Annotated in this window: 10 protein-coding genes; 4 read left to right on the top strand and 6 right to left on the bottom strand. The window is 63.7% G+C overall.

Going from position 1 to position 12,759, the window contains the following annotated elements:
- Positions 1 to 21: 21 nt before the first annotated feature.
- The 6 genes from BT115_RS02105 to BT115_RS02080 all read right to left on the bottom strand — a co-directional run bounded on the left by BT115_RS02105 (position 22) and on the right by BT115_RS02080 (position 6,519).
- Positions 22 to 414, bottom strand: coding sequence for a hypothetical protein (locus BT115_RS02105; protein ID WP_072320890.1), 393 nt, complete (start codon positions 412 to 414; stop codon positions 22 to 24).
- Between the two features lie 667 nt (positions 415 to 1,081).
- Positions 1,082 to 2,110 (bottom strand): alcohol dehydrogenase AdhP, encoded by a 1,029-nt coding sequence (gene adhP / locus BT115_RS02100; RefSeq protein WP_072320889.1) that lies wholly within the window; start codon positions 2,108 to 2,110, stop codon positions 1,082 to 1,084.
- 42 nt (positions 2,111 to 2,152) lie between these two features.
- Complete coding sequence (locus BT115_RS02095) at positions 2,153 to 3,544, bottom strand: NAD-dependent succinate-semialdehyde dehydrogenase (RefSeq protein ID WP_072320888.1); 1,392 nt, start codon at positions 3,542 to 3,544, stop codon at positions 2,153 to 2,155.
- A gap of 86 nt (positions 3,545 to 3,630) precedes the next feature.
- Positions 3,631 to 5,040, bottom strand: a complete 1,410-nt coding sequence (locus tag BT115_RS02090) for an NAD(P)(+) transhydrogenase (Re/Si-specific) subunit beta (RefSeq protein WP_072320887.1) — start codon at positions 5,038 to 5,040, stop codon at positions 3,631 to 3,633.
- A gap of 4 nt (positions 5,041 to 5,044) precedes the next feature.
- Positions 5,045 to 5,362, bottom strand: a complete 318-nt coding sequence (locus BT115_RS02085; protein ID WP_072320886.1) for an NAD(P) transhydrogenase subunit alpha — start codon at positions 5,360 to 5,362, stop codon at positions 5,045 to 5,047.
- A 23-nt stretch (positions 5,363 to 5,385) separates the two neighbouring features.
- Positions 5,386 to 6,519 carry an NAD(P) transhydrogenase subunit alpha gene (locus BT115_RS02080; RefSeq protein WP_072320885.1) on the bottom strand — a complete coding sequence of 378 codons (1,134 nt, stop codon included), beginning with the start codon at positions 6,517 to 6,519 and terminating at the stop codon, positions 5,386 to 5,388.
- Positions 6,520 to 6,683: 164 nt separating this feature from the next.
- On the opposite strand from BT115_RS02080, the gene BT115_RS02075 reads away from it, so the two are divergent.
- The 4 genes from BT115_RS02075 to BT115_RS02060 all read left to right on the top strand — a co-directional run bounded on the left by BT115_RS02075 (position 6,684) and on the right by BT115_RS02060 (position 12,654).
- Entirely contained in the window at positions 6,684 to 7,070 is a 387-nt protein-coding gene (locus BT115_RS02075) for a hypothetical protein (protein WP_072322204.1), read from the top strand.
- A 72-nt stretch (positions 7,071 to 7,142) separates the two neighbouring features.
- A complete protein-coding gene (locus BT115_RS02070) occupies positions 7,143 to 8,411 on the top strand; it encodes a TolC family protein (protein ID WP_083527251.1) in 1,269 nt (422 codons plus the stop codon).
- Positions 8,408 to 9,526 (top strand): efflux RND transporter periplasmic adaptor subunit, encoded by a 1,119-nt coding sequence (locus BT115_RS02065; protein WP_083527250.1) that lies wholly within the window; start codon positions 8,408 to 8,410, stop codon positions 9,524 to 9,526. Before BT115_RS02070 ends, BT115_RS02065 begins: the two co-directional genes overlap by 4 nt.
- Complete coding sequence (locus tag BT115_RS02060; protein ID WP_072320884.1) at positions 9,526 to 12,654, top strand: efflux RND transporter permease subunit; 3,129 nt, start codon at positions 9,526 to 9,528, stop codon at positions 12,652 to 12,654. Before BT115_RS02065 ends, BT115_RS02060 begins: the two co-directional genes overlap by 1 nt.
- Positions 12,655 to 12,759: the final 105 nt, after the last annotated feature.

Here is a 12,759-nt window from a genome sequence, read left to right as displayed (position 1 = left end):
AATGGATGAAATAGGAATGATTCAATGAGACGGTGCCGACCGGCACGGAATCGTGTTTATGAGACGCCGCTCGATCATGTCCCCGATAAGGTCTGCGCACGCGTGCTTTACCTGCATGGCGTCGCAGCATTCGTAAGTGACGGGCGCGTTTTCGAGCGCCTCGGCAGCATCGCGCGTGGTGCGAAGTTCCCGGTCTTGCGCCAGGTCCGCCAGCCTCGATGCATGCGCCAAGGCAGCGTCGACGTCGTTCGATCCGATGGCGGAGAAAAGCCTCATGGCTTGATGCGACATTGCGTAATGGCTTCCCGACGCAGCGATCTCGCCGAGCCGGCCTATCCAATCGGTGCCCGCACCCTCGGGGTCGAACCGACTGATGTCGTATTCGAATGAGTCCAGCGGTGTATTCGGCTTCATGGCATGACTTCTCCCAAGATCGTCGTGCCATGTATTGCATTGTCCGTGCCATCGTGGAACGGTCGTTTGACTCGATCGAAATGCTCATTTCGTCAATTCGTGACAATTTTATGAATTGAGCCCGACGGCATGACGGCCAATTTTTGTCAGTGACTAAGGAAATCCGAAGGAGCGTCTAGTTACACATCGGAAAAATGGCGATGGACAAAGCTGTTTCGACTATCAGTTCATGTGAATGCGTCGCTTTGTATTAACTGGCGTCCCACTGCCAACTCATAATCGGCAACGATTAATGAATTAATGCGCCCGGCCGATAAGGGTGGCGAGATATTTCTTGTAGCCGCGAGGCACCGTCCCCTCGCCGCCATGGCGGCTCCCACAACACGGCGGGAGAGACCGCAGCGCTGTGGGAATCAACCATAGCCGCGAGGGAAGCCGCAGCGTTTTGGGAGCCGCTAAAGCGGCGAGTGCCCGACGAAGCGGTGTAGCCCTGAGGCACATTTCCCAGGTGATTCGCAAAAAAGAAAAGCGCCCATAACGGGCGCTTCCCTCCCCCAAAACCTGACCGCACCTGATCAACCTCTGGTGCGACTTGCTCTATGAGCTATGGGAATACCCGCTACCAGCGGGTATTCCCACGCTCGGCCGCGTGGGCAGCCGGACAACCTTACGCCGCGAAATCGAGCACCACGCGGCCTTCGATCTTGCCCTCATGCATGCGCTTGAACACGTCGTTGATGTTGTCCAGGCGATCGGTGGTGACAGTGGCGGCCACCTTGCCGTCCTTCGCCATGTCCAGCGATTCCTGCAGATCCAGGCGGGTACCGACGATCGAGCCGCGAACCGTGATGCCGTTGAGCACCATGTCGAAGATCGACAGGTCGAAGGTGCCGGGAGGCAGGCCGTTGAGCGAAACGGTGCCGCCACGGCGCACCATGTTGAGCGCCTGGCTGAAGGCGCCCGGCGATACGGCCGTGACCAGCGCACCATGGGCACCGCCGATCTCCTTCTTCAGGAAAGCCGCCGGGTCGACGTGCTTCGCGTTGATCGTGAGCTCGGCACCAAGCCGGCGTGCGAGATCGAGCTTCGCATCGTCGATGTCGATTGCCGCCACCTTGAGCCCCATCGCCTTGGCGTATTGCACTGCCATGTGGCCCAGGCCGCCAATGCCGGAAATGGCGACCCACTGACCCGGTCGGGTATCGGTGACCTTCAGGCCCTTATAAACAGTGACGCCTGCGCACAGCACGGGCGCGATCTCGACGAAGCCCACGTTGTCCGGCAAATGACCCACATAGTCGGCAGCCGCAAGGGCGTATTCCGCAAAGCCGCCGTTGACCGAATAACCCGTGTTCTTCTGCGTCTCGCACAAGGTTTCCCAGCCACCGAGGCAGTGCTCGCAATGGCCGCAGGCCGAATACAGCCAGGGCACGCCCACACGATCGCCCTCTTTCAGATGCGTAACGCCCGGGCCGATCGCGACGACGTAACCGACGCCTTCGTGGCCTGGAATGAACGGCGGTGCCGGCTTCACCGGCCAGTCGCCGTCCACCGCATGCAGGTCGGTGTGGCATACGCCGCACGCCTCGATCTTTACCAGCACCTCACCCAGTCCCGGTGTCGGCACCGGCACTTCTTCGATCCTGAGCGGCGCGCCGAATTCACGGACGACCGCGGCTTTCATGGTCTTGTTCATGAGTACATTCCTCGTATCGATCTGTGGGGGTCAGTCAGTCGTTCAGAACGCGCCGTCGATGTCGGTCACGGCGATCAGTTTGTGGTTCACGAACTCCTTGATGCCGAAGCCCACCAGTTCGCGGCCATAACCGGAACGGCGCACGCCGCCAAACGGCAGGTCGGCCGCGACGCCCGTGGGATGGTTGATGTAGACCATGCCGGTGGAGATCTTCTGCGCGACCTCGACGCCGTGCTTGATGTTGGTGGTGAATACCGAACCGCCGAGCCCGAATGGCGAGTCGTTGGCGATTCGGATGGCGTCGGCCTCATCCTTGGCGCGAATCACCTGCGACACGGGACCGAAGAACTCCCAATAGCGCGCCGGGTTGTCCTCGGCGACGTTGCTGAGCAGCACCGGGCGGAAGAACGAGCCCTTGGTGGGCACATCCGCACCGATCGCCTCGACCTTGGCACCGTGCGCCACGGCTTTTTCGACCTGGGCCTTCAAATCGTCCACCGCGCCCTGCGACGACAGCGGTGCCAGCGTAGTGGTCGGGTCCATCGGATCGCCCGCCTTCAAGGTGGCGACACCCGCCTTGTACTTCGCCAGGAACGCGTCATAGATCGCGTCGAGCACGATGATGCGCTTGGACGAGCAGCACACCTGGCCGGCGTTCCAATGACGGCCGGTGACCGCCCATTGCACTGCCTTGTCCAGATCGGCGTCGGCCAGCACGACGAACGCGTCGGCGCCGCCAAGTTCCATCGTCGACTTCTTCAGTGCCTGGCCGGCCTGCGAGGCAACCACAGCGCCGGCACCTTCGGAACCGGTCAACGCCACGCCCTGCACGCGTGGGTCTTCGATGATCGTCTTGAGTTGATCGCGGGTGGCGTACACGTTGGTGAAGCCGCCCTCCGGAAGGCCCGCTTCACGGAACAGGCGCTCGAACGCAGCCGCGCACTGCGGCACGTTGGAGGCATGCTTGAGGATGATCACATTACCGGCCGCCAGCTGCGGCGCAGCGATGCGCACGATCTGGTAGTACGGAAAATTCCACGGCTCGACCGCAAGCAGAATGCCCTGCGGCACGAACTCGACCCACGAATCGGTATAGGAAGGGTGCTTGCTGGGCAGCTTTTCCGGCGCCAGAAGCTTCTCGGCGTTCTCGACGTAGTACTCGAGAATCTGCGCGGACAGATCGACTTCGCCTTCCGCCTCGCCGATCACCTTGCCCATTTCGAGCGTCAGAATCTTTGCGTACTCGGTGTGGTTCTTGCGCAGCAGATCCGCCGCCTTCTGCAGGACTTTCACACGATCGGCAACGCTGACGTCCTTCCAGGCGTCGAACATGGCGTGAGCCTTGTCCAGGGTCTGCGCGACCTCAGTGTCGGTGGCATTGGCGAACGTCTTGATGGTTTCGCCGGTGTAGGGGTTGGTGGTTGCGTAAGACATGTTTGGCCTCTTCTGAGTGCGTCCGTGTCATCGATCGCCCGACGGGCGGACAGGTGGTTGGGGGGACGGGGTGGCCTGCGTCGGGCTCAGCCGGCAGGAAGCTCCTTGACCGCTTGGACCATGCCCGTGAGCACCGCCAGCGCGTCGCCGTAGACCATGTTGCAGTTGTCGCCGTAGAACAGAAGGTTCTCCACGCCGGCATAGCCTTTGCCCTGCCCGCGCTTGATGACGTAGATCTGATGCGCCTTGTCGGCATTGAGGATGGGCATGCCGTAGATCGGTGAACTCTTGTCGGTACGCGCGGCGGGGTTCACCACGTCGTTGGCACCGATCACCAGCACCACGTCGGTGTTGGCAAAGCTGTCGTTGATGTCTTCCATGTCGTAGATGAGGTCATAGGGCACGCCGGCTTCGGCCAGCAGCACGTTCATGTGACCCGGCATGCGTCCGGCCACGGGGTGGATCGCGAACTTCACATCCACGCCACCGCTCTGCAGCAGTTTCACGAACTCGTAGAGCTTGGCCTGTGCCTGCGCCACCGCCAGTCCATAGCCGGGGATCACGATCACACTGCCGGCGTAACGCATGGTCACCGCTGCATCCGACGCATCGGTGGGCTTGAGCCGGCCGGCGACGTCGCCTTGCGCTTCCGCTGCTACCTCGCCGAAGCGGCTGAACAACACGTTCGCCAAGGAGCGGTTCATGGCCTTGGCCATCAGCAGGGTCAACAGCGTGCCGGCCGAACCGACCACCATGCCGGCGATCATCAATGCCGGATTCTGCAGCGCGTAGCCTTCCAGGCCGACTGCCAGACCGGTGAAAGCGTTGTACAGCGAGATCACCACCGGCATGTCGGCGCCGCCGATGGGCAACGTCATCAGTACGCCGAGGGCCAATGCGCCAAGGAAGAACAAGGCCAGCCAGGTCATCGGTGCGCCGATGCCGGCGAGGATCAGCCCGCCACAGACCAGGGTTGCCACCAGCACCAAGGCATTGAAGGCGCCCTGCCCCTTGAACCGCCATGCACTGCTCATGCGCCCGTCGAGCTTGGCCCACGCAATCAGCGAGCCGGTCAGGGACACCGAACCGATGAGCGCACCCACCGTGGTCACGCTCACCGAGAGCAGGCTGCCGTCATGCGGCCTCGTCAATTCCACCGCAGCCACCGCTGCCGCGGCGCCACCACCCATGCCGTTGTACAGCGCCACCATCTGCGGCATGGCCGTGATCTCGACCCGCTTGCCGCGATACCAGGCCCAACCCACGCCGATGCCAAGCGCGAGCAGCGCGAGTGCCACGTTGACCAAACGATGCTCTCGCGCCGGACCTTCCACGTCGGCCAGATAGCCGAAACTGGCGACCACCGCGACGAGCATGCCTACACCGGCCAGCACGATGCCATGCAACGCGGTCGTCGGCGAGGACATCCGCTTCAGGCCCAGAATGAACAACAGCGCGGCTGCAAACCCGCTGACTTCGACCAGCAACTGCCACATGGGCCTACTCCTTTCCGGCCGGTGCGGGGGCGCTCGGCTTGAACATCGCGAGCATGCGATCGGTCACCACATAACCACCGGCCGCGTTACCCGCGCCAAGCAGCACGCCGGCGAAGCCGATGATCTGACCGGTCACGGTGCTGGCATTGAACAGAGCGTGCAACGCACCGACCACGACGATGCCGTGAACGAAGTTGGACCCGGACATCAACGGCGTATGCAGGATGGATGGCACCCGGCTTATCACTTCGTAGCCGGTAAAGGCGGCCAGCATGAACACGTAGAGCGCGATCAGCCAGCTCATCGACAAGTCGATGCTCATGGTTGGATTCCTTGAATGGGATGTCAGGGCGTAACGTTTTCGACGAGGCGCCGGGCCGCCGGCTGGCGAATCTCACCGGCGTGGGTCAGCAGCGTGCCCGCCACCACTTCATCGCCAAGATCCAGCGACAGCGCACCGTCCTTGACGATCAGGTCGAGCAGGCTCAGCAGGTTCTTTGCATAAAGCTCGCTGGCATGCTGAGCAAGCAGCGACGGTACGTTGAGCGGCGCGAGGATGGTGGCCCGTCCGACGGTCGTGGTCTCGCCAGGTACCGTGCCCTCGCAGTTGCCACCGCTCTCCGCTGCCAGGTCGACGATGACCGAACCGGGCTTCATGCCCTCGATCTGCGCACGCGATATCAAGCGCGGCGCGGTGCGCCCCGGCACATTGGCCGTGGTAATCACCAGGTCGGCCTGCTGAATGTGCAGCGTCAATGCTTCCTGGGTGCGAGCCTGCTCTTCGGCCGTGAGTTCGCGCGCGTAACCCCCTTCGCCACGTCCATCCACACCCGTGTCGACGAACTTGGCGCCTACCGATTGCGCCTGCTCCTTCGTTTCGGGTCGCACGTCGTAGCCCTCGGTGATCGCACCCAGGCGGTGCGCGGTCGCCAACGCCTGCAACCCGGCCACGCCCAAGCCCATCACCAGCACGCGGGCAGCGCGCAGCGATCCGACGGCCGTGGTCATCATCGGCAGAATGCGTGGGAGGTGTACCGCGCCCAGCAGCGGTGCGTAATAGCCGGCCAAGGTCGCCTGGCTGGACAGCGCATCGAGCGCCTGGGCACGGCTGATGCGCGGTACGGTTTCCAGTGCGAAAGCGCTGACCTGGCGTTCGCACAGCGGTTCCAGCAGATCGGCGTGCTTCTGCGGATAGACGAAGCTGGCAAGTGCGGCACCGGGCTTCATCGCCGCGAGCACGGCTGCCGACGGCGCCTGTACCGCGAGGACGATGTCGGCATCGGCCACCACGCGCAGTGGATCGTCCACTGTCGTGGCGCCCACATAGTCCGCGTCGGCGAACCCAGCGGCGACGCCAGCTCCCGTCTGCAGGGCGAGGCTCGCCCCCAGCTTGGTGAGACGTTTGACCAGTACGGGCACCATCGCAACGCGACGTTCGTTGGAGCCCACTTCCTTCAGTACGGCAATCTTGAGCGACATCCGGCAGTCCTGTGTCTACTTCGTTGAAAGTCTGTCAGTTGCACGGATGAGACAGTTGATCTCAGTCAACTGAGGCGCTTTATACGAGCATGACGTTGCGTCCTATCGGCGCGTATCTGAGCATCGGTGGACCCAAGGCCCGTGTTCTGGCTACCATCCCCCCCATGACACGTCTCGTGCCCACGTTGCTTCAGCGCCTGCGCCGCCATAAGGGTGGCTGGGTGCTGTTGTTCGCGGCACTGATGATCAAGATCGCGGCGAGCACCGTCTGTGTGCTCGATGGTCCTGCGCTGGTCTCGGTTTCGCCGTCCAGCGGCCACACGCTTGCCGTGGCTGCCGTGCAGGCCGATGTCGCTTCATCCGGCGACACAGAGATCTGTCTCCTCGATGAAGGCAACGGCTGCCATTGCGCCTGTGCACACGGTGCGGCGTTGCCGATGGCGTGCCATGCGGTGGCGACCCTCATCCGTTTGCCTGAGGTCGTGAGCCACCTCCCCGAGGCGCCGCCTTACCCGGCCGCGTCTTCGCTGCTGCGCCCTCCGATCGCCTGAAACCCCTCGTGTCCGACGCATGACCGGCCTTGCCGGCGCGTCGATCGTTGATGGTTTCAGGAGATTCTTCTTATGTCGTTTTGGCGTACAGCGCCCTGGGGCGCCGTGTGCGTGTTGTTTGTCGCCACCGTTTCTGCCGTGCCCTATCAGGACGATGCCGCGGTCCTGCCGTCCCCGGCGGTCGAGACAGCGGTTCGCAACGTGTGGTCGAAAAGTCCGCGGTTGCAGGTGGCCGAAGCCGAGCTGCGTGCCGCGCAGGCACGTGCGCGTGCGGCCGACCAACCGATCTACAACCCTTCGGTGCAACTGGAGGGCGAAAACGCGGACGTCGATCGGCGGACCGCCGGTGCAAGCCTGGCGCTGGATCTATCCGGAAAGCGTCGGGCCCGCGTCGCGGAGAGCGATGCCGAGGTAAGAGCCAAGCAAGCTGCCCTGGCACTCGAACGCCGTGACATTGCCGCGGACTGGCTCAAGGCGTGGGTCGGTGCGACGCTCGCCCACAAGCAAAGCGAGCTGGGCCAACGCCGAGTCGCCTTGATGGCACGCTTCGACGAACTGGCGGCGCAGCGGCTGAAGGTGGGAGACATCAGCACCACCGAGCGCGATCTCGCCGGGTTGGCCCTGGGCGAGGCGCAGGTCCAGCAGGCATCGCTTGCGGGGCAGGAAGCGAGTTCCCTCGCTGTGCTCGCCGCCATCGACGGCGATAACCAGCGCAGCTTGCCGGCCATGCCGCAGGCCCTTCCACCGGAGGCCGATGCGATCGTGCCTGTGGCTGCGGCTGATCGGATTGAACGGATTCAGGCACAGGCCGAGCAGGATCGTGCCGAAGCCGGCGTCGTCGTGGCCGAGCGTGCCCGACGCCCCGATCCCACCCTGAGCGTGACGGGTGGCCGCGTTCGCAGCGGCACGCGCTCCGATGCCGTCATTGGTGTGAGCATTTCCATGCCGATCCCCGTGCGCGACACGGGGCGAGCCGCGATATCGGCGGCGCAGGCCGATGCGGATGCGGCGTTCGCGTCACGTCGTGCCGTCAGCTTGCGTACCGATGCGGCGCTCACGCAGGCACGGGCCAGCTATGTCGCGCTGCGAGCTGCCGCGGTGTCGTTTCGCCAGAGTCGTGCCAGCGCCTTCGACGAACGCGCAACGACACTCGAAAAACTGTGGCAGGCCGGTGAAATCGGCACCTCGGATTACCTCGTGCAACTCAAGCAAAGCCTCGACACCGCGCTATCCGGTATCACGCTGGAAAGCCAGACGTGGCAGGCCTGGTTCGACTATCTCGCCGCCGCCGGTCGTCTGACCGATGGGATCGATGGCACCTCCAAGGAATTCTCCCGATGATCGACCGTTTGCTCCGCTTCAATCGCCCATCTTTTTTTGCGCTCGCCTTGATGAGCGCATTGCCACTTGCCGTGAGCGCGGAAGAGACCAAGGCACCCGGCGCAGACAACCCGCTCGTGCTCGATGCCGCTGCGATCAAGACGGCCGGCATCGTCGTGGACACGGCGGCCGTGCGCACGGTCTCCGACCAGATCAAGGCACCCGGCGAGGTCAAGGTCGACGCCTACAACACGGTGCTGGTGGCTCCCCGCGTTGCCTCCCAGGTCGTCGCCCGTAAGGCCAAACTCGGCGACGTCGTGGCTGCCGGCACCCCACTGGTGGTGCTGTCCAGCGTCGAAGTGGCCGAAACGCAAGGTGCGCTTATCGTGGCAAGCCAGGATTGGCAGCGTGTCGCGTCGCTCGGCCCACAAGCGGTTTCCGCGCGGCGCTACAACGAAGCGCTCGTACAGCGCGACCAGGCCAAGGCCAAGCTCAAGGCCTACGGCCTGTCCGACGGGCAGATAAGCCAACTGCTCAAGCGTGGTTCGTCGGCAGCCGATGGAAGCTTCGAACTCATCGCGCCCAGCGCAGGACGCATCACCACCGATGCCTTCCTGGTCGGCGAGCGCATCGAGGCCGGACGCCCTCTGTTCACTCTGGTGACGGAGGCATCGGTATGGGTGGCAGCGCGCCTTGCACCGGCAGACGCCGAGCAGATCAAGGAAGGCGATGCCGTGACGGTCGTGGCGCACGGTACGGAGCTGCCTGGCAAGGTCATCCAGCGATCTCATCAGACCGATGAAAAGACCCGCACCGTGGACGTGCGCATCCAGGTCGGGAACGAGAAGGACATGCTGCATCCCGGCGAACTGGTGGAAGCACGTATCGCCGTGCGTTTGGCCACGCAGCAGCTCGCGGTACCCGCGGACGCCATCGTTCTCTTGCAGAACCAGACAACGGTGTTTGTCCGCGGGAAAGCGCCGGGCCAGTTCGAGCCGGTCGCCGTGGAGGTGGGCGACACGCGCAATGGGTGGACAGAGATCAAGCAGGGCTTGCGCGCCGGCACGTCCTACGTGCGCAAAGGTGCGTTCGCGCTCAAGGCGCGCATGCTGCGTTCGCAGTTGGGAGAAGACTGATGCTGGAACGTCTGGTCGAGCTTTCTCTCAAGTACAAGGTGCTCGTGTTGATCGTCTTCGTGGTGGTCGGATTCCTGGGCGTGCAGGCCGTGCGCACCGTGCCGATCGACGCCTTTCCGGACGTGACGCCGGTCCAGGTGAATGTGTACACCGAGGCATCCGGCCTGGCGGCCGAAGACGTCGAGCAGCTGCTTACCACGCCGGTGGAGTCCGCACTCGCCGGATTGCCCAAGGTCGAAGCGATCCGCTCCGTCAGTCTGTTTGGCCTGTCGTACGTCGCGGTGTATTTCGCGGACGACATGGACATCTACTTCGCGCGGCAGTTGGTCAACGAACGCTTGCAGCAAGTGGGCGACCGCTTGCCGGCAGGCTATGGCAAGCCGGAAATGGGGCCGAACACGTCCGGCCTGGGCCAGGTCTTCTGGTACACCGTGGAGCGCACGGACGAGGCATCGACGAGCGCGCCCTCCGATACCGATCTGCGCACGCTGCAGGACTGGACGGTGCGGTTGATCCTGCGCACGGCGCCCGGGGTGGACGACATCACCTCGTGGGGCGGTCAGGAGAAGCAGTATCAGGTGCAGGTCGATCCGCTGCGCCTCATCGCGCATGATCTCGGGCTCAAGGAGGTGATGCAGGCGATCGAAGACAACAATGCGCAGGTCGGTGGCAACTTCATCGACGTCGGTCGCGAGCAGTATCTCGTCCGCGGCCTGGGTCTGGTCAGGACGGCGGCCGACATCGGCAACATCGTCCTGAAGACGGAGGACGGCACGCCCGTCCACGTACGCGATGTGGCGACCGTTACCGAAGCTGGTGGGCCTCGCACGGGTGCGGTGACCCGCGATGGCAAGGAAGTTGTCATGGGCCAGGCGCTCGCTCGGATCGGTGAGAACGCGAAGAGCGTTGTGGATGCAGTAAAAGCCAAGCTGCAGACCGTCCAGCAGGCCCTGCCCGCTGGCGCGACGATCAAGCCGGTGTACGAGCGCACCGATCTCGTCAATGCTGCCGTTGGAACCGCCGTCCGCGCCTTGATCGAAGGCTCGATCCTGGTCGCGATCGTCCTCTTCCTGTTTCTGGGCGAATTGCGCAGTGCCCTGATCGTGGTGGTCACCCTGCCCCTGGCAATGCTGATCGCCTTCATCTGCATGGATAAAGCCGGGTTGTCGGCCAACCTCATGTCGTTGGCTGGCCTGGCGATCGGTATCGGCATGATGGTCGACGGCGCCGTCGTGATGGTCGAGAACGCCTACCGCATCATGGCCGAACGACGATCCCAAGGCGGCCCTGTGAATCGAACCGCTGCCGTGCTGCAAGCGGCACGCGAGGTCGCCAGCCCCATCGCCTTTGCGATCGGCATCATCATCGTGGTCTTCCTTCCCCTGTTCAGCCTGCAAGGCCTGGAAGGCAAGCTGTTCAAGCCGATGGCTTTCAACATCAGCTTCGCCATGGCGGCGTCGCTCGTGCTGGCGCTCACGCTGATTCCCGTGCTCGCCGCACTGCTGCTCAAACCCAAGGAAGAGAAGGACACCCGGCTGGTCGCCGTGCTCAAGCGCGGCTATGCCCGCCTGCTGGATCGCGCACTGCGTCACCGCAAAGCGGTCGTCGGCATGGCGGTGGTGGCGTTGCTCGCCAGCCTCGCGCTGTTTCCGTTCCTGGGCAAGGAGTTCATGCCGAACCTGCGCGAGGGCGCGATCATGTGGCGCATTACATCGATCCCCTCCGCTTCCCTTGCGGAATCGATCGACATCTCGAACCAGGTCGCGCAACGGATCAAGGCGACGGTGCCCGAAGTCGAGACGACGCTGGCGATGATCGGCCGCGCCGAGAAAGGCGAGACCGCCGACGTGAACTACATGGAGGTCTACACACCACTCAAGCCGAAGGAACAATGGCGCGATGGTGAAACCCTCGAGAGCCTCGAGCAGGCGATGCAGAACGAACTCACCGCCCTGCTGCCTACGGCGGTGGTGAGTTACACACAGCCCATTCAGATGCGCATCGAGGAACTCATTTCCGGCGTAAGAGCGACGCTCGCCTTGAAGCTCTACGGCGACGATCTTGCCGAACTGGATCGGCTCAGCGCGCGAATCAAGGACACGCTCGCCACCGTGCCGGGCGTGGCGGATCTCGGCCTGGAAGCCAACCTGGGCAAGCCGCAGATCCGCATCGAGGTCGATCGCGACGCCCTGGCCCGCTACGGCCTCAACGCGGACGACATCCTCGCCGTCGTGCGCAACGGCATCGGCGGCGAACCCGTCGGCTCGCTGCTGGACGGCGTAAAGCGCTTTGCGATCACCGTGCGCCTGGACGACGCCAGCAAGGCGTCGATCGCCGCCATCGAACGGATTCCGATCCGCAGCCCGTCGGGGGCACTGGTCGCCTTGTCGCAGGTCGCGAAGGTCGATACGGCCGAGGGCTACTCGTTCATCCGCCGCGAACAGTTGCAACGCTACGCGGTGATCCAGATGGACGTACGTGGTCGCGACATCGACGGATTCGTGAACGAGGCCAACGCTCGGCTCGCCCAGGCCGTGAAGCTGCCGCCCGGGTACTACACGGAGTGGGGTGGCGCGTTCGAGAACCAGCAGCGCGCATTGAAACGTCTGTCGCTCATCGTACCCGCGACGATCTTCTTCATCTTCGTGCTGCTCTATACCGCGTTCAACTCGGTTCGTCATGCCGGCCTGATTCTCGCCAACGTTCCCTTTGCGGTGATCGGTGGCATCGTCGGCCTGTTCGCCACGGGGCAATACCTGTCGGTGCCTTCGGCCATCGGTTTTATTGCCGTCTTCGGGGTGGCGATGTTGAACGGTATCGTGCTGGTGAGCTTTCTCAACGAGCAGCGGCACGCGGGCCTGAGTGTGCGCGATGCGGTGGTTCGCGGTACGGCATTGCGCTTGCGCCCGGTGCTGATGACCGCCAGTGTGGCGATCCTCGGCCTGGTCCCCATGCTGCTCTCGTCGGGTGTCGGTGCCGAGGTCCAGAGGCCACTGGCGACCGTGGTCGTCGGCGGTCTGATCACCTCGACCTTGCTTACACTCGTGCTGTTGCCTGTGCTGTACGACTGGATGGAACAGCGACTCGCGGCGAAGGCGCAAGCTGGCAGGGTCGGGCCAATGGGGTGACAGCTTCATCGCTCTGTTGGCTCCTCGCCGCCATGGCGGCTCCCACAGTCTTACGGCGGCAACGATGTCGTGCATGCTCGAGAACGATCGATAAGGCGTCGGCCA

The organism is Luteibacter sp. UNCMF366Tsu5.1 (genome assembly GCF_900119235.1).
Lineage (GTDB): Bacteria > Pseudomonadota > Gammaproteobacteria > Xanthomonadales > Rhodanobacteraceae > Luteibacter > Luteibacter flocculans.
This window is presented reverse-complemented; position numbering and strand designations above follow the sequence as displayed.